This is a genomic window from Rhizobium sp. NXC24, assembly GCF_002944315.1.
In the GTDB taxonomy this organism is placed as follows: domain Bacteria; phylum Pseudomonadota; class Alphaproteobacteria; order Rhizobiales; family Rhizobiaceae; genus Rhizobium.
Map to the genome: position 1 here is coordinate 89,718 of NZ_CP024311.1, position 22,435 is coordinate 112,152.

Sequence of the window (22,435 nt, forward strand, 5' to 3'; positions counted from 1 at the left end):
GACCGAAGATTATTCGGCGTTGCGGTTCTTCAGAGCCGCACCCAGGATGTCACCGAGCGAAGCACCCGAGTCGGACGAACCGAACTGAGCGACTGCTTCCTTCTCTTCTGCGATTTCCAGAGCCTTGATGGACAGCATGATCTTGCGGTCCTTCTTGGAGAAGTTGGTGACGCGGGCGTCGACGGTCTGACCGACCGAGAAACGCTCCGGACGCTGCTCGTCGCGGTCACGCGACAGGTCGGCGCGGCGGATGAACGAGGTGATGTCGTCGTGGTTGACGAGCTTCACTTCGATGCCGCCATCGTTGATCGCGATGACTTCAGCCGAAACGACTGCATTCTTGCGCAGTTCGCCGGAAGCGGCGGCTTCGCCAACGCTGTCCTTGCCGAGCTGCTTGATGCCGAGCGAGATGCGTTCCTTGTCGACATCGACGTCGAGAACGACGGCCTTGACGACATCACCCTTGTTGTACTCCTCGATGACCTGCTCGCCCGGACGGTTCCAGTCGAGGTCGGAGAGGTGCACCATGCCGTCCACATCGCCGTCGAGGCCGATGAACAGGCCGAATTCGGTCTTGTTCTTGACTTCGCCTTCGACTTCGGTGCCAGCCGGATGGTTGCGGGCGAATGCTGCCCACGGATTTTCCAGCGTCTGCTTCAGGCCGAGCGAGATACGACGCTTGGTCGGATCGACTTCGAGAACGACGACTTCGACTTCCTGGCTCGTGGACAGGATCTTGCCGGGGTGAACGTTCTTCTTGGTCCAGGACATTTCCGAGATGTGGATCAGGCCTTCGATGCCCGGCTCCAGCTCGACGAACGCACCGTAGTCGGTGATGTTCGTAACGGTACCGGAGATCTTCTTGCCTTCCGGATACTTGGCCTGGATGCCATCCCACGGATCGCTCTCGAGCTGCTTCATGCCGAGCGAGATGCGGTGGGTTTCCTGGTTGATGCGGATGATCTGTACCTTGACCTGCTGGCCGATGGACAGGATTTCCGACGGATGGTTCACACGGCGCCATGCCATGTCGGTGACGTGCAGCAGGCCGTCGATGCCGCCGAGGTCAACGAACGCACCGTAATCGGTGATGTTCTTGACGACGCCGTCAACAACCTGGCCTTCTTCGAGGTTCTGAACGATTTCAGAACGCTGCTCGGCACGGGACTCTTCCAGAACCGTACGACGCGAAACGACGATGTTGCCGCGGCGCTTGTCCATCTTGAGGATTTCGAAGGGCTGCGGGTTGTGCATCAGGGGCGTAACGTCGCGGATCGGACGGATGTCGACCTGCGAACGCGGCAGGAAGGCGATAGCGCCGTCGAGGTCGACGGTGAAGCCGCCCTTGACCTGGTTGAAGATGACGCCTTCGACGCGCTCGCCAGCTTCGAACTTGGCTTCGAGCTTGATCCAGCTTTCTTCGCGGCGAGCCTTTTCGCGCGACAGAACAGCTTCGCCAAGCGCGTTTTCGATGCGCTCGACATAGACTTCGACTTCATCGCCAACCTTGAGCGTGCCGTCCTTGGCGCGTGCACCGAATTCCTTCAGCGCGATGCGGCCTTCGACCTTGAGGCCGACGTCGACAACGGCGACATCCTTTTCGATGCCGGTGATGATACCCTTGGTGACATAGCCTTCAGCCAGATCGTTCTTGGCAAAGGACTCTTCGAGAAGGGCTGCGAAATCTTCGCGAGAGGGGGAAGTTACAGACATAAAATCTCCTGGCGTGTCCTTATTGTGCATTCGGGACACTGATGCGCCGGTGGTTCGTGTTGAACAGGCCTGGATCCGTCCGCCTTCCCTTGGGGAAGGCTATCCGGCGCTTGGACGGAATGTCAGGCTTTCTAAAATAAGCGATTTCGTGCGCAAAGCACGCGAAAGCCGCTCGCATTTTTAGGCATTTCGGCTCAGACCGGCGTCGATGATCGATTTTGCCGCCTGAAACGCCGCTTCTATACTCATTTCCGAGGTATCAAGCAAGTGCGCGTCTTCCGCCGGCCGCAAAGGGCTGTCGGCGCGGCCCATGTCCCGCTCGTCGCGCCGTTTCACGTCCTCGAAAATCGCCGCATAATCGGCGCTGCCGCCGGCATTGACGATTTCGTCGTAACGTCGTTTCGCCCTGACTTCGGCCGAGGCCGTGACATAGATTTTCACCGGCGCATCGGGGCAGACGACGGTGCCGATGTCGCGTCCATCCAGAACCGTGCCCGGCTCCCTCCGTGAAAAAGCCCGCTGCGCCTCGACCAGCGCCCGGCGCACCGCCGGCATGACGGCAATCTTCGATGCCGCCTCGCCGATCTCATGCTTCGACAGGACCGCCCGGTCGAGCCCGGCAAGATCGATCTCGCGCGCCATCGTCTCTGCCACCGCCTCGTCGTCGAGCGGCAATCCGGCATCCAGCAGCGCTTTGGCGGTCGCCCGATAGGTCAGGCCGGTATCGAGATGGTGAAAACCAAATTCCTCGGCGATCCGGCGCGACAAGGTTCCCTTGCCTGCCGCAGCGGGTCCGTCGATGGCGATGATCATTCTTTTTATATCCCTGCCTTCGGTCCTGATATTATTTGTCGTATCGCCGCACCAGATCGGCCATTTCGGCGGCGTCGGTACGGTCGATTGCGTCGAGGCCTTGGGCGACGCCCTGGCGGTCGGCGGCCGGACGGTTCTGGCTGACCTTCCACTTGCCGTCAATTGTCTCGATGTCGATCTCGACACCGATAATGCCTTTCAACTGGGCACTGATGAACTCTGCCGGCGCATCGTCGACCGCCCAGGGCTCTGCACGGCCGCTCTCATTCTCGCCGGTCAGCATGCCGATCTGCTCGCGCAGCCAGGCGGGATCTTCGATGACGCGCGCATTGCCGCGAACCTGCACGACCGCATAGTTCCAGGTCGGCACAACCTTGCCCGTCTCCTGCTTGGTCGCATACCAGGACGGCGTGATGTAGCTTTCGGCACCCTGGAAGACGACGAGGACCGGCGCTCCCGCCTGGATTTCCCGCCATTGGCCGTTCGCTCTGGCGAGATGCGCCTGCAGCGTGCCCTTGGACGAAAGGCCGGTCCTGAGATGGAATGGCAAAGGATTGGCGATCAGCCCACCATTGCCGGCGGTGATCAGCAATCCCAGCGGATGCGCGCGGATTAGCGCGTGCTGCGTGCCGAGATCGTCTTCGCGGTGATGGGGCGGCTGATACATGGTCTGGAGCCATCTGATATTGTCGGGCGCATCATGCCGGCGGCCCCGAATGGCCATCGGCTGCTTCCGATTTGGGGTTGCGTTGCGCCTGCGGGCGCTTTCACCCGCAGGCCAGCACGATTTTATCAGCCCTCGACCTCGATCGTCGCACCCAATCTTGTCATGAGGTCAAAAAACTCCGGGAAGCTGGTGGCGATCATGGTGGAATCATCGACCTTGACCGGATGGTCCGAGGCAAGCCCCATCACGAGAAAGCTCATAGCAATGCGATGGTCGAGATGGGTCCTGACCTCGCCGCCGTCCGCACGGCCGAGACCTTTTCCATCCGGCCTTCCCCGAACCGTCAGCGAATCCGCGCCTTCGGTGCAATCGACGCCGTTCAGCATCAGCCCTTCAGCGACGGCCGAAAGCCGGTCGGATTCCTTGACTCGCAACTCTTCCAGCCCGAGCATGACCGTCGTCCCCTCGGCAAAAGCGGCAGCGACAGCGAGCACTGGATATTCGTCGATCATCCGAGGCGCCCGCTCGGCCGGGACGGTGACGCCCTTGAGCGGGGAGGAGCGCACACGCAGATCGGCGACATCCTCGCCGCCGGCAAGGCGCCTGTCGAGAATTTCGATGTCGGCGCCCATCTCCTGCAGCGTCAGAATCAGCCCGGTGCGGGTCGGGTTCATCAGTACGTTGCGGATGGTGATATCAGAGCCGGGAACGATCAGCGCCGCGACCAGCGGAAAGGCCGTCGAGGAGGGGTCGCCGGGAACGTCGATGATCTGGCCGGAAAGCTTGCCCTGGCCCTGAAGGCGGATGGTGCGCACGCCGTCCCGATCGGTCTCGACCGAAAGCTCGGCGCCGAAGCCGACCAGCATCTTTTCGGTATGGTCGCGGGTCATGACCGGCTCGATGACGGTGGTGATGCCAGGCGCATTGAGGCCGGCGAGCAGTACGGCGGATTTGACCTGCGCCGAGGCCATCGGCACGCGATAGGTGATCGGACTGGCCGTTTCCGGCCCGTGCAGCGTCACCGGCAGCCGGTCGCCTTCGCTGGACTGGACCTGCACGCCCATCCGCCGCAGCGGATCGAGGATGCGCCCCATCGGCCGCTTGGAAAGCGAGGCGTCGCCGATGAAGGTGGTCTCGAAGTCATAGACGCCGACAAGGCCCATGGTCAGGCGGCTGCCGGTGCCGGCATTGCCGAAATCGAGCGGCGCTTGCGGGGCGAGCAGTGCGCCGTTGCCGACGCCCTTGATGATCCATTCGGCCCCGACCTTTTCGATCGCAGCGCCCATGGCCTGCATGGCCTTGCCCGTATTGAGCACATCCTCGCCTTCGAGCAGGCCGGTGATGCGGGTTTCGCCGGCGGCGAGGCCACCGAACATGAGGGCGCGATGCGAAATGGATTTATCACCGGGAACGCGGATGGTACCGGAAAGATTGGTCGAGCGGCGCGCTGTCGCGGGCCGCGGATGAATGTCGTGCGGCATGGGCATTCCTTTGCGATGCCGTTATTTACGCCGCATTATCGCTGGCTTAGCTCCTGTTGCGCCAACTGACCTGCGGTTCACGCCGGCTCGTTACCATAGACCCGTTGCCCGGTCATCCCGGAATGCCGGGAAAACCCGTCTCGGCGTATATAAAGTTTAGCTTTGACAGAGAGAGCCGCAACGATTAAGGGGACCGGCTGATAATTTCCCTTAAAACGCCGGCTTCCCCGGCATTGCCGAATCTTTATTCGGCCATTCATGAGGCTTTGACAGTGGCGAAAGCGGAACTTGGAACAAAACGTACCGATCCAGATACCGGCAAGAAGTTCTATGACTTGAACCGGGACCCGGTCGTCTCGCCCTATACCGGCAAGTCCTGGCCCTTGTCCTTCTTCGAGGAAACCTCCGCTTCGAAGGAAGTTCCGGAAGAAGACGAAGTGGCCGAAGTGGATACCGAAAACACGGAAGTCGAACTGGTGTCGCTCGAAGACGCCGACGAAGCGGCAACCGGCGACGATATTCCGGATATCGGCGATGACGATGTCGAAATCGGCGACGATGACGACGATACCTTCCTCGAAGCCGACGAAGATGAAGATGATGACGATATGAGCGACATCATCGGCGTTACCGGCGACGACGACGACGTTTGATCTTTGAACAATCGGCCCGGTGAACAAGAAAAGTTTTCCGGGCCGAAAATTTCGGCTTGCTATCTGCAAAAACCAGAAGTAATAAGCCGCCACCCCGACGGGCGAAGCGCTCGGAAGGGACCCAGGGCCGGTCAAACGGCACCACCTTGATGGGGCTATAGCTCAGCTGGGAGAGCGCTTGCATGGCATGCAAGAGGTCAGCGGTTCGATCCCGCTTAGCTCCACCAACCTTCGCTTAAAAGGCACTTACTTGGCGGACCAGTTCGGTCTAGTTGATGTTGACTTGTCGCCAACATGGTCGAATTCGGTAACCCTTCGTTCAACCATTTATTGTAAATTGACACGGTGATTACCACATGGTAACGGCGGCGCCTAGCGCCAGGTCGTGGAACGAATCGACGCAGCAATAGTTGCGTCTTGAGTCAAGCGTTTCTTGTAGTACACTCAACTGAATTCGATTCGGGGGGAAGTCATGATAATGAATCTTATCCTCGCCGTGGCGTCGGGCGCCATCGGTCTATCCCTGATTCGCTTCGCAATCAAACTCGCGAAGTTTGATAGGATTGAATATCAGAAGTCTCGAGCTCGATATCCATCCTTGATGGCGGCGATTTCCGGCAAGGCCACTGTTCGATACAACGGAACTCCGGATGGTCGCGTTCGGGCCGGTATCGTTTATAATACCAAAAAAAAGCGCATCGAGCCCAATGGCAAGCTTCGTAACGATGTGGTCGATCAGGTGTTGTAACGAAAAATGTTCTATAAAGGCTGGGTGCCGACGGTAAATGGCCCGGCTTTCGTACAAGCTTATCGGCGAGACGCGGTATCCCAGTAACCCGGAATATGTGAACTCATCTGATGGGTCTCATTTGTACGTGGCCGCAGCGCAATCTCGTCAGCTAAGTGATGTTTTGTTTGAGCCTTTTATCGGAAGGCTATTCGGATATAGCGGTCGTTTCGAATTTGTTTTTTGCGCCAGATCCCGGCGCACCCTGCCTTCTCCCGACTCTAAGCTCATCGGCAAGGTCTTCGTCTTTCATCAGGAAACGTTCTCCAAAAGCGGCGCTCGTGAGAGCTTCCGGAGTTCTGTACAGTCGATGCGGACCTTGGATCCGGGTGCGATGAACGTGGGGCTCAAACAACAGTATCTTGAGCTAAGTCAATCGATGCTAGCACGATGCGACTTCCACATGGATGTCGTCTTGAATCGCGATGGCGTCATAACGCTTTCGAAATTAAAATGGTCTGACTCCGAACTGCGGAGAAATACCGAGGAATATACCGACACCATAGAATTTGATTTGGAACATGGCATAGCTGACCAAATCTATTTTTTTGTTCGCGACTTGACGCACCAGCACCAACACCACGGAAATGATGCCGATACGATAATCACTACGCAGCGTCAGGCCAAATCAGATGATTTGCGTTGGTGCCTTGAGATCATGTACAGCCTTTATTTTCACATCATCACCGTGAAGAGAAAGGAAAACCCGTCAGAACATGTCAGGGCTCTAGGTGTCTTGGCCTATCTTCAATCTTACAAGACCATAATCCAGCGCCGCATTGATTCCGTTGGATACCCTTTGGTGCTACCTGAGTTTGACGACGCCTCATCAAAAGAATCTATCAAAGCGACAAAAGACTACATCGACTTCAAGCTAAATGAACAAAAGCGTAACAGCGAAATCCAGCGATCGTTTCTTCTCTGGGTAGTTGCCATTGCGATAACAGTGATGAATTTCACCATCAGCTTCGCGGATAAAAGTTTGCCTACGAATCCGTTTATACTTTCGATGGCAAACTTCTTGAAGACGAACGCCTTTGTAATCCCAGCGCTGGCCATCATTGCGCTGATCTACTACGCAAGCAACCTGATCGTGAAACCGCGTTACGACTTTAAACGTGATGTCGTGCGATTATCGATAGCTGGTCGAGGCGTTGCCATACCAATCCTCTCTTTACTGGGCGCCGCATTGCTTTTCACTGCCGGTATTTTTGTTCGTAATCTTCTGTTCGGCTGAATGCTATTCGCTAATCCGCTGGTGACATGCAAGTGTTAGCATCGTCCTGCCCTCCGCCCACTCCTTTCCCTCACCCACCAACCAAAATCGCCACATTGCAGCGCACAAATATCTGCTAGGAAAAAACGAATCGTTTTCTGCCGGCGCTCTCAAGAGCCCCGGCTCGACACGCCCGAGGATGTATCTTGTTCGTTTTTTCCAAACTTGTCTGGATTTTTGGTCAGCCGCTGTCTTTGGCTTTTTTCTTCGGCGTATTGGCCCTGATCGGCAGCCTGGTTGGCCGGCGCGTTGTCGTGGTCATCTCGACGCTGTTGTCGACCCTGATCCTGTTCGTCGCGCTTTACACGACCGCTGGCGCCTATATCGTCCAGGGGCTGGAAGAACGCTTTCCGCGTCCGACCTCCGATCCCGCGGATCTCAAATGCATGATCGTTCTCGGCGGCGCTACGCAGAATGAGGTGACGACGGCGCGGGGTGGGTATGAGCTCGATTCGGCTGGCGATCGTCTTGTCGAGACGTTGCGGCTGGCGCAGAAGTTTCCGCAGGCGCGCGTCGTCGTTTCCGGTGGCGACGGATCGATCAGCGGCAAGTATGAGGGGGATGCCGTCATTTCCGAGCGCTTCTTTGTTGCGCTCGGCCTTCCGAAGGACCGCCTGGTCGAGGATGCGACGTCGCGCACCACCTATGAAAATGCCGTCAACACGAAGGAGCTGCTGGCGCAGAACGGGTTGTCCGGCTGCCTGCTGATCACCTCCGGCTTCCATATGCCACGTTCGATGGGCCTTTTCCGCAAGCAGGGCATCGATGTCGTTCCCTGGCCGGTCGATTATCGCAGCACGGGTAAGGAAACGCTTGAGCTCGATTTCACCCAGCCGTCATTGAACGCGCAATTGCTGGCGACCGGCATCCGCGAATGGATCGGCCTCGTCGGCTATTACGCCGCCGGCCGCACCTCGGCGCTTTATCCCGGCCCCTAACCAGGTGGCCCGGCCCCTAACTAGGTGGCCCGGCCCGTAACCACGCGGCACTGGCCCTGAGATGCTCGGCTGACAGCTACTTTTTTGCGACGGTGACGAATTTGACGCCGCGAACGCGGACGGTGATTTCACAAGGATCGCCCTCGGTGCGGTCGCAGAAGCGCGGGTGCATCTTCATGACCAGCACCATGTTGCCGAAGCGCTGGATGAAATCGTAGCCGTAGATCCGTGCCGTGGCGACGAGAATATAGCCGCCTTCGGCGACATGGATATAGAAGTTGTAGGGGCAGCCCTCGTCGGTGCAGTCGGGCCCCTTTTCCCCTTTGCAGGTGATCTCGCCCTCGTTGACGACAAGGTCGGTCAGCGAGTCGTTGTTGATATCCCGCTCCGTGGCGAAGCCGTCACCGAAGCTTGCCTGTCCCTCGCAGCGCTTGGTGAAATGTTCCTTCTCGAAGGCCACCGGATCTTGCACCAGCGATTGCTGCGCTTGCGCCACGACGGGCATGATCACGAGCGCGATGAGATTCAGGATCACGATCAGCAGGGATTTCACCGGGATTTCCTCTTGAATGCGCAGGGCCGGCCGCAGGGGGTGCCGTGGCCGCTCGGATATCTTTACGCCTGCCTGCTTGCGTGGCCCTTGCCGCCGTGATTCACTTTGCCGAAAATCGCGCCGGCACTCTCCTGGAGCCTTAAATGTCGCTTCTTTCGTTTCTCGACTATGCCGGCGTCGCCCTCTTTGCCGCGACCGGCGCGCTCGCTGCCTCGCGCAAGCAGCTCGATCCGATCGGTTTCCTGTTTTTTGCGGCGGTCACCGGTATCGGCGGCGGCACCCTCAGGGATATCGTCCTCGGCCGGGTGCCGGTCTTCTGGGTGTCGAACCCGACCTATATCATCATTTGCGCCATCGTCGGCGTGCTGGTCTTCTTCACGGCACATCTGTTCGAATCGCGCTATCGGCTGCTGATCTGGCTCGATGCGGTCGGCCTGTCCGCCTATTGCGTCATGGGCGCGGCCAAGGGCATGGCGGCGACCGGCTCGCCGACGGTTGCCATCGTCACCGGCGCGCTGACGGCGACCTTCGGAGGCATCCTGCGCGATCTCTTGGCAAATGAGCCCTCGGTGCTGCTGCGGCCGGAAATCTACGTGACCGCGGCGCTGGTGGGGGCAGGCGCCTTCACCGCTGCCAATGCCACCACGATGCCGCTCTATGCCTCGGCGGCACTCGGCATCGCCGCAGCCTTCGCGGTGCGCGGTGGTGCGCTCTGGTTTGGCTGGACCTTCCCGACCTACCATCATAAGCCCGGCCGGCATCCCGACGATGTGATGTAATCGGAGGCAGCAGGAATTAGGCGGTAGGCAATAGTGAATGGCTCGAAGGCAATTCTATTGCTTATTGCCTATTGCCTAGCCTTACCGCTGCTTGCGGCGCAGGCGGATGACGACGTCGACATGGGCGATTTCCATGCCCCTTGGCGGTTCCGGCAGGTTGCCGATCGTCAGATTGCTGATCGGAATATCCAGAACTTCGTTCTGGCCTTCGATGAAGAAGTGGTGATGGTCGGACACGTTGGTGTCGAAATAGGTCTTGGTGCTTTCGACGGCGAGAACGCGGATCAGGCCGGCCTCGGTGAACTGATGCAGCGTGTTGTAGACGGTGGCGAGCGAAACCGGCACACCGGCGGTGACCGCCTCTTCGTGCAGTTCCTCGACGGTTAAGTGACGGTCGCCCTTGGCGAAGAGAAGGTCGCCAAGGGCGACGCGTTGCCGGGTCGGTCTCAGGCCTGCGCTGCGCAGCCTGGTTTCGATCGCGATTTCGGCCTCTTCCGCCATTCAGGGAACTCCGGATTCCTGATCTCTATAAATCTTTACTAAGCCATATAACTTTTGCACGAATTGCTTTCAATAGTTTCAATAGGGTGGGAAGGCGGTCAAAAGCCGTAAAAATAGGGTTTTTGACGCATTTGCCTCTGGCCGCAGCCCTGGCCTTCCTGTATGCGACCACCACATAACAGTGAAGTGTGTTCGATCGAACGGTGGAATGCGAGCGTCATGCTTGCGCTTCATTTTCTGTCGATCTTACACTAAAGCTTCACATCAATCGGCATTCACCGGGGGAAACGGAACTTTATGACGACGAGACAATCCAGCTTCAACTATGAGGAAATCCTGGCCTGCGGCCGCGGCGAACTGTTCGGCCCGGGCAATGCGCAGCTTCCCCTGCCGCCGATGCTGATGGTCCATCGCATTACAGATATTTCCGAAACCGGTGGCGCCTTCGACAAGGGCTATATCCGCGCCGAATACGACGTGCGTCCCGACGACTGGTACTTCCCTTGCCATTTTGCCGGCAATCCGATCATGCCGGGCTGCCTCGGCCTGGACGGCATGTGGCAGCTCACCGGCTTCTTCCTCGGCTGGCTCGGCGAGCCCGGCCGCGGCATGGCGCTTTCCACCGGCGAAGTGAAGTTCAAGGGCATGGTTCGTCCGGATACCAAGCTTCTCGAATACGGCATCGACTTCAAGCGCGTCATGCGCGGCCGCCTCGTTCTCGGCACCGCCGATGGCTGGCTGAAAGCGGATGGCGAAGTCATTTATCAGGCGACAGACCTGCGTGTAGGCCTGTCAAAAGACAAGACTGCCTGAGCTGCGGCACCGCCGCCCCACAAAGACAGAGCTTTTAGAAAAGGTCATCGACATGAGACGGGTAGTAGTTACGGGTCTGGGTATTGTCTCTTCGATTGGAAACGATGCGCAGGAAGTCACCGCCTCGCTGCGCGAAGCCAAGTCGGGCATTTCTTTTTCCTCCGATTTCGCCGAACACGGTTTCAAGTGCCAGGTCTGGGGTTCGCCGAAGATCGACACGACGGATCTGGTCGACCGCCGCGCCATGCGCTTCCTGTCGCAGGGCGGCGCGTGGAATCATGTCGCGATGAAGCAGGCGATTGCCGACAGCGGCCTCGAAGAAAGCGACATCAGCAATGAGCGCACCGGCATCATCATGGGCTCGGGCGGCCCGTCCACCCGCACGCTGATCGAAGCCGCCGATATCACCCGCAAGAACAACAGCCCGAAGCGCATCGGCCCCTTCGCCGTTCCGAAGTCGATGTCGTCGACCGCCTCGGCAACGCTCGCCACCTGGTTCAAGATCCACGGTGTCAACTATTCCATCTCGTCTGCCTGCTCGACCTCGGCGCACTGCATCGGCAATGCCGCCGAGATGATCCAATGGGGCAAGCAGGACGTCATGTTCGCCGGCGGCCACGAGGATCTCGACTGGACCATGTCGAACCTCTTCGACGCCATGGGCGCCATGTCCTCTGACTTCAACGAGAATCACCCGGAAACCGCCTCGCGCGCCTATGATGCCAAGCGTGACGGCTTCGTCATCGCCGGCGGTGCCGGCGTGCTGGTCCTGGAAGAGCTGGAACATGCCAAGGCGCGCGGCGCTAAGATCTATGCGGAAATCGTCGGCTATGGCGCCACCTCTGATGGTTACGACATGGTCGCTCCATCGGGCGAGGGGGCTGTGCGCTGCATGCGTCAGGCACTTGCGACCGTAAAGGGCGACATCGATTACATCAACACCCACGGCACCTCGACGCCAGTCGGCGACAGCAAGGAAATCGGCGCCATCCGCGAGGTTTTCGGCAGCAACATCCCGCCGATCCAGTCGACCAAATCGCTGACGGGCCATTCGCTCGGTGCAGCTGGCGTGCAGGAATCGATCTATTCGATCCTGATGATGCAGGAGCGCTTCATCGGCGAAAGCGCTCATATCACCGAACTCGACCCGGAATTCGAAGGTGTGCCGATCGTGCGCAAGCGCATCGACAATGCCAAGATCGACACGGCTCTTTCCAATTCCTTCGGCTTCGGTGGCACCAACGCCACGCTCGTATTCCAGCGCTATAACGGATAAAGCAATGACGGGAATCATGCAGGGTAAGCGCGGCCTCATCATGGGCGTCGCAAACAATCATTCCATTGCCTGGGGTATTTCGAAGGCTCTTGCGGCCGAAGGCGCGAGCCTTGCCTTTACGTTCCAGGGCGAGGCGCTCGGCAAGCGCGTCAAGCCGCTCGCCGCCGAAGTCGGCTCCGATTTCCTTCTGCCTTGCGATGTCGAGGATATCGCCTCCGTCGATTCCGTTTTCGAGGAGATCAAGGAGCGCTGGGGCAGGCTGGATTTCATCGTCCACGCCATCGGCTTTTCCGACAAGAACGAGCTGAAGGGGCTCTATGCCAATACCACGCGTGATAATTTCACGCGCACCATGGTGATCTCCTGCTTCTCCTTCACCGAGATCGCCAAGCGCGCCGCCGACCTGATGGTCGAAGGCGGCAGCATGTTGACTTTGACCTATAATGGCTCGACGCGGGTTATCCCGAACTATAACGTCATGGGCGTCGCCAAGGCGGCTCTGGAAGCCTCCGTGCGCTATCTCGCCGCCGACTACGGCCCGCGCGGCATCCGCGTCAACGCTATCTCGGCCGGCCCGATCCGCACGCTCGCCGGCGCCGGCATTTCCGACGCTCGCGCCATTCTCTCGTGGAACCAGCGCAACGCGCCGCTGCGCAAGTCGGTCACCATCGACAATGTCGGCTCCTCGTCGCTTTACCTGCTTTCCGAGCTTTCGGCGGGCGTCACCGGCGAAATTCATTTTGTCGATGCCGGCTACAACATCACCTCGATGCCGACGCTGGAAACGCTGTCGAGCGCGGACGCCGAATAATTTCCGCTCGGAATTGTCCCCCGCCGCCATCGGCTGTGGGGGATAGGTTTCTCGGGAATGTTGTCACCGGGATCCGCAATGACGTTCAACAAGGCTGAACCCCTCGCATCCACCGAACGTCTCATTCTCCGCAGCTTCGTGCCGGAGGATTTCGAGGCTTACAGCGCCTATCGTTCCCAGCCAGCCATCTACCGCTTCCTCTACAGCGACCCGCCATCCGCGCAGGAGATGCGGGAGCGTTTCGACGCCAGCCTTAACACGCGCCTGTCGGAAGATGGCGATATCCTGCGCTGTGCCGTCATGAGAAGCGAGGATGATGCCCTGCTGGGCCAGGTCAGCCTTAAGCTTGCCAGCAAAGCCGCCCTTCAGGCCGAGGTCGGCTATATCTTCAATCCGGCCTATGCCGGCAAAGGATATGCGACCGAGGCGGTGCGGGCCATCATCACGCTCGGCTTCGATAGATTCGGCTTCCACCGAATTTTTGCACGGCTGGACACGAAAAATACCGGCTCCGACGGCGTTGTCGAACGGCTCGGCCTGCGGCGCGAGGCGCATCTGATCGAAAACGATCGCTTCAACGGCGCCTGGGGTGACGAATATATTTATGCGGTTCTCCGCCGCGAATGGGCCTTAAGAGCGCCGAATCAGGCGCGTTAATCTCCATTCGATAAGATTTTACGAAAATTTTAGGTTAATTCTATCTTGCCGGGGATGGCCCGTTACGGCTGGCCGGAATTCCGATACAAGGCAGGCATTCAACAGTATTTCCTGCATGTCCATCGGTATTCACTAGCCATTTACGGGAACCCCAGCCGTGAACACCATAACTGTTGCCAGTTCCAAGCCGCTCGATCCATTGGACGAGAGGGCATCGCTCGAAGCCGCCGCCACCGCAAGGGCATTGGGGCCGGATATATTGCGTGCGCTTGCCATCCTGCTTGTCATGCTCGTGCATCTGCCGGCGGAAGCGACGCCACTGCCGCTCGCCGGGATCAGGCCCTATGGCTGGATTGGCGTCGACATATTCTTCGTGCTCAGCGGCTATCTCATCGGCACTCAGCTACTGACCGAAGTCGTGCGCGATGGTCGTGTGCACCTGAAATCCTTCTATCTGCGGCGTGCATTCCGGATCCTGCCGGCATTCTTCATGGTATTGGCCATCTACACCGTCTTCCCCATTCTGCGTGACGCGCCGACTATGCAACCGGCCTGGCGCTTTGCGACCTTTACCGTCAATTTCGGGCTTGATCCCCGATATGGTGGGGCGTTCACCGAGGCTTGGTCGCTGAGCGTCGAGGAGCATTTCTATCTCGCCCTGCCGGTTCTCATCATCTTGCTGAAGCGGCGCGCGACGGTGGTTTTCGTTGCTTTTCTGATTGCGACAATTTTGATGGCCGGCATGGGTCTGAGGTTTGCACTTTGGCAGAGTGACGTCGGCCCGGCTGCTGAAATGCAGGCCTACAGGGCGGCGCTGGCCGTCTATCTCAGGGATGTCTATTATCCGACTTACAATCGATTGGACGGACTGACCTTTGGCGTCGTTCTCGCAGCAATCCGGCTGTTCAAGCCGCTGCTTTGGGAAAGATATATGCCGCCATACATCGCGCTCGGTATAGGCAGCCTGTTCGTGATAGTGGCTCTCGTGATCTTTTCCGTCCGCGGGCCGTTTGCTGAAACCAATTTGCCGCTTGTACTTCAGCCTCTTCCAGGCGCGGTCGTCGGCTTTCCGCTTTTCTCGGCGGGAGTGGCGTTCATTCTCGGCGCACTGCTGGACCTGCAGCCCAGGATCGCGCGCTGGCATCTTCCGGCCATATCGGGTATCGCCACGCTCTCCTACAGCCTCTATCTGACCCATAAGGGCGTCTACCATCTCGACCAGATGGCGTTCGGCAAGGACAATCTTCAGGGGCTCTCGGGCTTCGTCATCTATTTCGCCACCTGTTTCATCGTGGCGGCGACGCTCTGGTTTCTCGTCGAAAGAAACTTCCTGACCCTGCGCGATCACCTGATGCCCCGCTCGAGCCGAACCGGCTAAATCCTTCGCATATAAAAAGGCGGCCGATTGGCCGCCTTTGTCGTTTACTTCTTCGCCCACAGCACCTTGAAGCGAGCATTGCGGCAGGTCTCGCCATGCTCGCGGAAATTCTCCGCCAGCACCGGCTCGTAGGGCAGGCCGCGATTGGCGACCAGCATCAGGCGGCCGCCGCCGCGCAGTGCCGAGGATGCCGCCTTGATCATCGCCTGGCCGAGCGAAGGCTCGGCAGCATGGCCCTCGTGAAAGGGCGGGTTCATGATCACCAGATCGTATTTGTCCTTGACCGGCTCGCTTGCCAGATCGTGCCAGAAGAAGCGCTGGGCGACCTTCGGGCAGTTTTCCAGGAGATTGGCGCGGGCGGCCTCCAGCGCTGCGTAGTGGGCCTCGTAGAGGTCCAGGCGCGCGATCCGCGGCGATCTGGTCGCCAGTTCCACCGAGAGATAGCCCCAGCCGGCGCCGAAATCGGCGGCGTCGCCGGAAAAATCGGTCGGCAGGCGCGATGCCAGCAATTCGGAGCCGGCGTCGATGCGATCATGCGAGAACATGCCGGCAGCGGTGGTGAACCGGCCTTCGATGCGTGTGGCGGGCTTTGCCAATTGCGCTGTCAGAGCAGCGGTGTCTGCCGGCCGCGTAAACCAGAACGCCACGCCATGATATTTCGGCATGTGCTCGACATCCAGGCCAAAACCTTCGATGCGCTTGCGCAGCGGCTGAATGCCGTCTTCCTTGCCACCGGCGACGACGATCAGCCCGCCCGCCTTCACGCGTTTCAGCGCTTCGGCGATATGGGCTTCGTTCTCGCCCTTGTGCTTGGTGCAGAGCACCAGCGCGCCATCATAATCCTCGTCCTCGATCTGCGGCGTCACATTGACGCGCTGCGCCTGAAGCTGGCGATAAAAGGGACGGAAACCTTGTACGGCGGAAAGCTCGGCGGCAAAGCCGTCGGGCAGCGAAAAGCCGGCCTCGGCGCCGAGAAACAGGATCCGCTTACCCTCGCCGGGCGCGTCGACAGTGCCGGAGGCAAAGGGATGGAACAGGGTCTTCAGGGCATCGCGGCTCATGGGCATGGTCTCGTCATGGGAGTGGGTTTCGTCTGTCGGATATGCGCGCAGTTCTCGACCTCATGCTTGCCCCTCACCCTAGCCCTCTCCCCGTTGGGACGGGGAGAGGAGACGACAGCGCAAGACTAGATGCCTCGGTTTGGTGGGAGGGTAGTCGTCGAGCACAGTCGCTATCCCCTCTCCCCGCGTGCGGGGAGAGGGCTAGGGTGAGGGGCCGGGCACTCAGTATCAGCAAGGGCGGCCGGCGGCATTCAATATAAAAAGGGCGCGGAAAAGATCCCGCGCCCCGGAACATGAGTGAAGGCGGGGCTTATTCGGCCGCGTCGTCCTTCTTCTTTTCAGCAGCGATTTCCTGGCCGGTCGCCTGGTCGACAACCTTCATGGACAGGCGGACTTTGCCGCGCTCGTCGAAGCCGAGCAGCTTGACCCAGACCTTGTCGCCTTCCTTGACGACATCGGTCGTCTTGGCAACGCGCTCGGAAGCGAGCTGCGAGATGTGGACGAGGCCGTCGCGGGCGCCGAAGAAGTTGACGAAAGCGCCGAAGTCGGCGGTCTTGACAACAGTACCTTCGTAGATCTGGCCGACTTCCGGTTCAGCGACGATCGAGTGGATCCACTTGCGGGCCGCTTCGATTTCCTTGCCGGAGGACGAGGCGATCTTGACGGTGCCGTCGTCTTCGATGTTGATCTTCGCGCCGGTCTTTTCGACGATTTCGCGGATGACCTTGCCGCCGGAGCCGATGACTTCGCGGATCTTGTCGACCGGGATGTTCATGACTTCGATGCGCGGTGCGAATTCGCCGAGCTGGCCGCGGCTTTCGGAGATGGCCTTGGACATTTCGCCGAGGATGTGCAAACGGCCGCTCTTCGCCTGGTTCAGGGCGACATTCATGATCTCTTCGGTGATGCCTTCGATCTTGATGTCCATTTGCAGCGCGGTGATGCCGGCTTCCGTGCCGGCGACCTTGAAGTCCATGTCGCCGAGGTGGTCTTCGTCACCGAGGATGTCGGAAAGGACGGCGAAACGCTCTTCTTCCTTGATCAAGCCCATGGCAATACCGGCGACCGGCTTTGCCAGCGGTACGCCGGCATCCATCAGCGCCAGCGAGGTGCCGCAAACGGTCGCCATCGAGGAGGAACCGTTGGATTCGGTGATTTCGGAAACGACGCGCAGCGTGTAGGGGAACTGCTCTGCCGTCGGCAGCATCGGATGGACAGCGCGCCAGGCGAGCTTGCCATGGCCGATTTCGCGGCGGCCCGGAGAACCCATGCGGCCGGTTTCGCCGACCGAGTAGGGCGGGAAGTTGTAGTGCAGCATGAAGTTTTCTTTGTACATGCCGGTCAGGCTGTCGACATACTGCTCGTCTTCGCCGGTGCCGAGCGTGGCAACGACGATCGCCTGCGTTTCACCGCGGGTGAAGAGGGCCGAGCCGTGCGTGCGCGGCAGCAGGCCGACTTCAGCGAGGATCGGGCGGACCGTCTGCAAGTCGCGGCCGTCGATGCGGCTGGACGTGTCGAGGATGTTCCAGCGAACGATCTTCGCCTGCAGATGCTTGAAGATGGCGCCGACTTCTTCAGCCGTGTACTTGGCTTCGCCTTCCTCGGGAAGGAAGTGTGCCTTCACCTTGGCCTTGACGGCGTCGACGGCGGCGTAACGATCGGCCTTCTGAGTGATCTTGTAGGCTTCGCGCAGTTCGGCTTCGGCAAGGCCCAGCATTTCGGTTTCGAGCGCGGAGAAATCGTCCGGCGTGAAATCGCGGGGTTCCTTGGCGGCAACTTCGGCGAGCTTGATGATCGCGTCGATCACCGGCTGGAAGCCGCGATGACCGAACATGACGGCGCCGAGCATGACGTCTTCCGGCAGTTCCTTGGCTTCGGACTCGACCATCAGAACGGCTTCCTGCGTGCCGGCGACGACGAGATCGAGGCTCGATTCCTCCATCTCGTCGAGATGCGGGTTGAGCACGTATTCGCCGTTGATGTAGCCGACGCGGGCGCCGCCGATCGGGCCCATGAACGGAACGCCGGAGAGCGTCAGCGCTGCCGAGGTGGCAACCATCGACAGGATATCTGGGTTGTTTTCGAGGTCATGCTGGATGACGGTGACGACAACCTGGGTGTCGTTCTTGTAGCCTTCCGGGAAGAGCGGGCGGATCGGACGGTCGATCAGGCGGGAAACGAGGGTTTCGTTTTCGCTCGGGCGTCCTTCGCGCTTGAAATAGCCGCCGGGGATCTTGCCGGCTGCATAGGTCTTTTCCTGGTAGTTGACGGTGAGCGGGAAGAAATCCTGGCCCGGCTTCGGCGACTTGGCGGAAACGACGGTGGCGAGAACGACGGTCTCGCCGTAGGTGGCGATGACGGCGCCATCGGCCTGGCGGGCGATCTTGCCGGTCTCGAGCTTCAGCGGGCGGCCGGCCCACTCGATTTCGACGGTATGGATATCGAACATATCTTGTCCTTGCGTAGTGCGGGAAAAGGCGCTGTCGTCCATCGATTGGCAAGGCGCATCTTCAACCGCACGAAATGTGACGCATCACGGGCAAGACAACGAGAGGCTTTCGAAGATCGGCCGAAGCATGAAGCTTCGGCTGAAAGCATCCGGCAATCCTGCCCCATGACAGGTCAACGGTTGGTGTTGGCAGAACCGGCCCATCCGGCCTGCCGGCTGTCTCACATCGCGCAAACGGAAGCGCGACGGAACACGTTTGATGGGTTTCAAACCCTTCATAAGCATCCGGCGGACGTTCACGCGAACGCCCGCCGGAAAATTCGATTAGCGACGGATACCGAGGCTGGAGATCAGCTTGGTATAACGGCCTTCGTCCTTCTTCTTGAGATAGTCAAGAAGCGAGCGCCGGCTGGAAACCATCGTCAGGAGGCCACGGCGGGAGTGATTATCCTTCTTGTGGTCCTTGAAGTGGTTGGTGAGGTTGTTGATGCGCTCGGTCAGGATCGCAACCTGGACTTCCGGAGAACCGGTGTCGCCTTCGGCGGTAGCGTATTCCTTGATCAGCGCAGCCTTGCGCTCAGCAGTAATCGACATCGGATGGTCCTTTCTATGAGAGGAAATATGTCGCCAAACGCCGGGATGTCGTCCAGCATTGGCCGCGAATGCAATCGGGCAGGCCCGATGCTGGCGCTGCCTATAAACCAAATGAGCGACAATGGAAAGAGGGTTCTCCCTGAGGCGCTTTTCAGCGCCCCGCCATGGCATTCCGGATCAGCGCATCGTAACCCTTGGGATCCTGCAGCATGGCGAAATGGCTGACGTCTTTCAGGATGACGAGCTTCGCTCCCGGAATCTCCTTCGCCATCATCTGCGTATGGTCTAGCTTGACCGCCTCGTCATGGTCGCCGATGGCAAGCGTGACCGGCACCGTGATCTTTCCAAGGTCGGCGGCCGTCCATGTCGGTTGCGTGGCCCACATCTGCGAGAGTTGCTTGACAAAGGCATCGTATTCGTTCGGCGTCGGTGACAGTTTCTTGTAATACTCGCCGGCGACATTGATGTATTCGTTGAACGTCTTGTTGCTCATGACGTCAGGCTTTACGCCGTCGGTGGTGACATTTGCCGCCTGAGCGATCACGCGTGTCAGCTTGTCGGGGTATTTCATCGCCATGTCGATGCCGATGATGCCGCCATCCGACCATCCGACCAGCGTCACCTTGCCAATCTTCAGATAGTCGAGCAGCGCGGCGTAGTCCGAGGTCATCAGGTCGTAGCCGAAGGGCTGCTGGCTGCGCGTTGAGCGGCCATGCCCGCGGCTGTCGGCAACGATGACCAGATGATCCCTCGCGAAATCGGCAACCTGATGGCCCCAGACGTCGGCGTTCCCAAGTCCGCCATGGATGAAGAGGATTGGGTCGCCCGCACCGTATTCGGCATAATACATCTTGATGTCATTGACATCGGCCATGCCGCTCGTCTTCGGCTGCGGCATTGGCGGAAAAGCCGGCAGCCCGGCCCAGCGCTCGGCGGAATTCGCGCTCGCTGCTGTGAGGAACAACGAAAGGACTGCCAGTATTCCGATGGTAATTCTGCGCATGTTCTCTCCCCTGAGGGCCGTTATGGCCCGTCGGGGAGCATATCGCATCGCCAATTACCCGCAATAGCTGTATCTTTCGGCTGGCCGAACGTCAGCCGAACACGCGCTTCGGCCGGAATTCGCCCTGTCCGATCTCGCCGATGGCGATCAGCTTGCCGCGCGCCGTCGCATAGGCCTCGCTCTCGGCCACCGGCGCATCGCGCCCACGCACGAGAATGGGATTGCCCATCTTCAGGCGATGCGCCTGGTCGTCGTTGATGACGAGATGCGGCAGTGCCGACAGCGCTTCCGCCGTATCGATCAACAGAGCATCGAGAGCGGCGAGCCGTTCGTCCGCATCCTCGATTGCCTCGAGCGCGACGAGATTAGCGAGCGGCACCATCGTCTCTTCGGCGAAGGGCGCGACGAAGCTGCGGCGCAGGCCGGAAATATGGCCATAGCAGCCTAGATCGCGGCCGAAATCGCGCGCGAGGGCCCGAACGTAAGTACCCTTGCCGCATTCCACTTCGAAATGCGCCGTGTTGGCATCGGGGCAGGCGAGCAGCGTCAGACGGAAAATTTCCACCTCGCGTGACGGAATCTCGACCGTTTCGCCATCGCGGGCCAGATCATAGGCGCGCTCGCCGGCGATCTTGATCGCCGAAAACTGCGGCGGGATCTGGTGGATGACGCCCGTATATTTCGGCAGCAGCGCGCGAATATTCTCTTCGCTCGGACGCTTGTCCGAAGTCTCGGTCACTTCGCCTTCGAGGTCGTCCGTGGCGCGTTCCTCGCCCCAGGTGACGGTGAATTCATAGATCTTGCGGCCGTCCATGACGTAGGGAACGGTCTTGGTGGCGTCGCCAAGCGCGATCGGCAGCATGCCGGAGGCGAGCGGATCGAGCGTGCCGGCATGGCCCGCCTTCTGCGCCTTGAACAGCCACTTGATCTTCGAAACGGCCTCTGTCGAGCCGAAGTCCACCGGCTTGTCGAGGATGAGCCAGCCGGAAATCGGACGGCCTTTGGGTTTGCGTGGTTTGGACATTCGCTGTCTCTGTTATTGATCTTGATCGTTATCGTCTTCGAGATCGCGGCTGACCTCGGGCGAGCGCAGCAGTTCGTCGATCTTCTTGTAATTGTCGAAGCTCGTATCATCGCGGAAGCGGACTTCCGGCATGTACTTCATCTGGCGAAGCTGCGGGCCGAGACGGCCGCGGATATATTTCGCGTGGCGGTTCAGCGCCTCGATGACGGCGCCGTGGTCGGAGACGCCGAGCGGGGTCACGAAGGCGGTGGCGATCTTCAGATCCGGCGACATCCGCACTTCGGAAATGGAGATCACGGTGCGCTCGATCAGGTCGTCGCGCACTTCGCCGCGCTGCAGAACCTGCGTGATCGCTGAGCGCACCTGCTCGCCGACGCGAAGCATGCGCTGCGAAGGCGCGGAAGAAGTTGGTCTGGTCATGGTTGTTCCGTTAGCAGCGTCCCTTGGACGCGATAAAGCGGGTCAAATGACTCGATCCGGCGCAAAGGTCAAGGCTGGACAGGGTTTGCGGCCCGCCAGAAGCCGAGAATCCTTGCGAAAGCGGCGTCCTGTTCGGCCTGATCGGCAAAAGCGGATACCGGGATATAGGTGACGAAGGATTCGAGGTCGAATTCGATACGGTCGTTTCGGCGCCCAATATCTTGGATCTCCGACCAGGCAAGCCACATCGATGAGGCCTGCGTGTTCCATGATGCGCCTTCAGGGGTGATGACTACGGTGATCGTGATGTTTGGGCGAATGCGCGATTGCATCGCTGCCAGGCGTCGAGCTGCCAGCCAGCGGAAATAAGGGACCAGGACGACATAGAGAATCAGGGTCGGCACCAACCAGATAAACGCGATGTCGCCCGTATCGATTGACGCTGGTAGCTCGAAAATAGGAATGAAAAGATCGTTGCGCAGGAAATAGAAGAGCGCCGGCACGCCAGCGCCGCAGCCGATCGCCAACAAGAGGGCCCAGCCCAATTTGCCGTAGCGGCTCACAGCGCGGCGAGCGGTAAAGCGGCGTCCAGTTTCCTGCATGACGGCGACATGATCGCTTGGCTGACGGACGAAGGATATAGCGATCCGGTCATCGCTTTCAGGCATTGCCGTCATCTCGACGCTTCTTCCTGTTCTTTGGTTCGTTCCAGGCACGGTGCACAGCGGCTTTACTTGCGAGGTCGTTTAAAACAAAAGACTTAGCCCTCAAAGAAAAACCGCCGGTTT

Annotated in this window: 23 protein-coding genes and 1 tRNA gene; 11 read left to right on the forward strand and 13 right to left on the reverse strand. The window is 59.5% G+C overall.

Going from position 1 to position 22,435, the window contains the following annotated elements; all coding sequences use genetic code 11:
* Positions 1–9: 9 nt before the first annotated feature.
* The 4 genes from rpsA to aroA form a co-directional block, all read right to left on the reverse strand.
* Positions 10–1,713, reverse strand: a complete 1,704-nt coding sequence (gene rpsA, locus NXC24_RS00415; RefSeq protein WP_104821501.1) for a 30S ribosomal protein S1 — start codon at positions 1,711–1,713, stop codon at positions 10–12.
* Between the two features lie 180 nt (positions 1,714–1,893).
* Positions 1,894–2,526 carry a (d)CMP kinase gene (cmk, locus tag NXC24_RS00420; protein WP_104821502.1) on the reverse strand — a complete coding sequence of 211 codons (633 nt, stop codon included), beginning with the start codon at positions 2,524–2,526 and terminating at the stop codon, positions 1,894–1,896.
* Positions 2,527–2,557: 31 nt separating this feature from the next.
* Complete coding sequence (locus NXC24_RS00425) at positions 2,558–3,193, reverse strand: FMN-binding negative transcriptional regulator (RefSeq protein ID WP_104824931.1); 636 nt, start codon at positions 3,191–3,193, stop codon at positions 2,558–2,560.
* A gap of 125 nt (positions 3,194–3,318) precedes the next feature.
* A complete protein-coding gene (gene aroA / locus NXC24_RS00430) occupies positions 3,319–4,674 on the reverse strand; it encodes a 3-phosphoshikimate 1-carboxyvinyltransferase (protein WP_104821503.1) in 1,356 nt (451 codons plus the stop codon).
* A 272-nt stretch (positions 4,675–4,946) separates the two neighbouring features.
* Between aroA and NXC24_RS00435 the strand changes: the two genes are divergently transcribed.
* The 5 genes from NXC24_RS00435 (at position 4,947) to NXC24_RS00455 (ending at position 8,328) form a co-directional block, all read left to right on the forward strand.
* On the forward strand, positions 4,947–5,327 hold the full coding sequence (locus tag NXC24_RS00435; protein ID WP_104824932.1) for a TIGR02300 family protein: 381 nt from the start codon (positions 4,947–4,949) through the stop codon (positions 5,325–5,327).
* 151 nt (positions 5,328–5,478) lie between these two features.
* Positions 5,479–5,554, forward strand: a tRNA-Ala gene (locus NXC24_RS00440).
* Between the two features lie 251 nt (positions 5,555–5,805).
* On the forward strand, positions 5,806–6,075 hold the full coding sequence (locus tag NXC24_RS00445; RefSeq protein ID WP_104821504.1) for a hypothetical protein: 270 nt from the start codon (positions 5,806–5,808) through the stop codon (positions 6,073–6,075).
* A gap of 37 nt (positions 6,076–6,112) precedes the next feature.
* A complete protein-coding gene (locus tag NXC24_RS00450) occupies positions 6,113–7,351 on the forward strand; it encodes a hypothetical protein (protein WP_104821505.1) in 1,239 nt (412 codons plus the stop codon).
* A gap of 185 nt (positions 7,352–7,536) precedes the next feature.
* On the forward strand, positions 7,537–8,328 hold the full coding sequence (locus NXC24_RS00455) for a YdcF family protein (RefSeq protein WP_104821506.1): 792 nt from the start codon (positions 7,537–7,539) through the stop codon (positions 8,326–8,328).
* 76 nt (positions 8,329–8,404) lie between these two features.
* Here the strand turns inward: NXC24_RS00455 and NXC24_RS00460 are convergent, their stop codons facing one another.
* Positions 8,405–8,881 (reverse strand): hypothetical protein, encoded by a 477-nt coding sequence (locus NXC24_RS00460; RefSeq protein WP_104821507.1) that lies wholly within the window; start codon positions 8,879–8,881, stop codon positions 8,405–8,407.
* A 143-nt stretch (positions 8,882–9,024) separates the two neighbouring features.
* Here NXC24_RS00460 and NXC24_RS00465 point away from each other — a divergent pair, with 143 nt between their 5' ends.
* Positions 9,025–9,660 (forward strand): trimeric intracellular cation channel family protein, encoded by a 636-nt coding sequence (locus tag NXC24_RS00465; protein WP_104821508.1) that lies wholly within the window; start codon positions 9,025–9,027, stop codon positions 9,658–9,660.
* 81 nt (positions 9,661–9,741) lie between these two features.
* On the opposite strand, the gene irrA is transcribed toward NXC24_RS00465, so the two are convergent.
* Complete coding sequence (irrA, locus tag NXC24_RS00470; protein ID WP_104821509.1) at positions 9,742–10,161, reverse strand: iron response transcriptional regulator IrrA; 420 nt, start codon at positions 10,159–10,161, stop codon at positions 9,742–9,744.
* Between the two features lie 297 nt (positions 10,162–10,458).
* On the opposite strand from irrA, the gene fabA reads away from it, so the two are divergent.
* From fabA to NXC24_RS00495, 5 genes are all read left to right on the forward strand, one after another.
* Positions 10,459–10,974, forward strand: a complete 516-nt coding sequence (gene fabA, locus NXC24_RS00475) for a 3-hydroxyacyl-[acyl-carrier-protein] dehydratase FabA (RefSeq protein ID WP_028754668.1) — start codon at positions 10,459–10,461, stop codon at positions 10,972–10,974.
* A gap of 52 nt (positions 10,975–11,026) precedes the next feature.
* Complete coding sequence (gene fabB, locus NXC24_RS00480; RefSeq protein WP_104821510.1) at positions 11,027–12,250, forward strand: beta-ketoacyl-ACP synthase I; 1,224 nt, start codon at positions 11,027–11,029, stop codon at positions 12,248–12,250.
* Between the two features lie 4 nt (positions 12,251–12,254).
* Complete coding sequence (gene fabI, locus NXC24_RS00485; protein WP_104821511.1) at positions 12,255–13,061, forward strand: enoyl-ACP reductase FabI; 807 nt, start codon at positions 12,255–12,257, stop codon at positions 13,059–13,061.
* A gap of 78 nt (positions 13,062–13,139) precedes the next feature.
* Complete coding sequence (locus tag NXC24_RS00490) at positions 13,140–13,718, forward strand: GNAT family N-acetyltransferase (RefSeq protein ID WP_245463912.1); 579 nt, start codon at positions 13,140–13,142, stop codon at positions 13,716–13,718.
* Positions 13,719–13,875: 157 nt separating this feature from the next.
* On the forward strand, positions 13,876–15,096 hold the full coding sequence (locus tag NXC24_RS00495) for an acyltransferase (protein WP_104821513.1): 1,221 nt from the start codon (positions 13,876–13,878) through the stop codon (positions 15,094–15,096).
* A 44-nt stretch (positions 15,097–15,140) separates the two neighbouring features.
* Here the strand turns inward: NXC24_RS00495 and NXC24_RS00500 are convergent, their stop codons facing one another.
* The 7 genes from NXC24_RS00500 to NXC24_RS00530 all read right to left on the reverse strand — a co-directional run bounded on the left by NXC24_RS00500 (position 15,141) and on the right by NXC24_RS00530 (position 22,324).
* Positions 15,141–16,157: a class I SAM-dependent methyltransferase gene (locus tag NXC24_RS00500; protein ID WP_104821514.1), complete on the reverse strand. Its 1,017-nt coding sequence runs from the start codon at positions 16,155–16,157 to the stop codon at positions 15,141–15,143.
* A gap of 310 nt (positions 16,158–16,467) precedes the next feature.
* Positions 16,468–18,606 (reverse strand): polyribonucleotide nucleotidyltransferase, encoded by a 2,139-nt coding sequence (pnp, locus tag NXC24_RS00505; protein ID WP_104821515.1) that lies wholly within the window; start codon positions 18,604–18,606, stop codon positions 16,468–16,470.
* Positions 18,607–18,930: 324 nt separating this feature from the next.
* Positions 18,931–19,200, reverse strand: a complete 270-nt coding sequence (gene rpsO / locus NXC24_RS00510; RefSeq protein WP_104821516.1) for a 30S ribosomal protein S15 — start codon at positions 19,198–19,200, stop codon at positions 18,931–18,933.
* Positions 19,201–19,351: 151 nt separating this feature from the next.
* The gene (locus NXC24_RS00515) at positions 19,352–20,203 is read right to left on the reverse strand and encodes an alpha/beta hydrolase (RefSeq protein ID WP_104821517.1); all 852 of its coding nucleotides are present in this window, start codon (positions 20,201–20,203) and stop codon (positions 19,352–19,354) included.
* A 91-nt stretch (positions 20,204–20,294) separates the two neighbouring features.
* Positions 20,295–21,227, reverse strand: coding sequence for a tRNA pseudouridine(55) synthase TruB (truB, locus tag NXC24_RS00520; protein WP_104821518.1), 933 nt, complete (start codon positions 21,225–21,227; stop codon positions 20,295–20,297).
* Positions 21,228–21,239: 12 nt separating this feature from the next.
* Positions 21,240–21,647, reverse strand: a complete 408-nt coding sequence (gene rbfA, locus NXC24_RS00525; protein ID WP_104821519.1) for a 30S ribosome-binding factor RbfA — start codon at positions 21,645–21,647, stop codon at positions 21,240–21,242.
* A 68-nt stretch (positions 21,648–21,715) separates the two neighbouring features.
* Entirely contained in the window at positions 21,716–22,324 is a 609-nt protein-coding gene (locus tag NXC24_RS00530) for a hypothetical protein (protein ID WP_104821520.1), read from the reverse strand.
* Between the last annotated feature and the right edge of the window lie 111 nt (positions 22,325–22,435).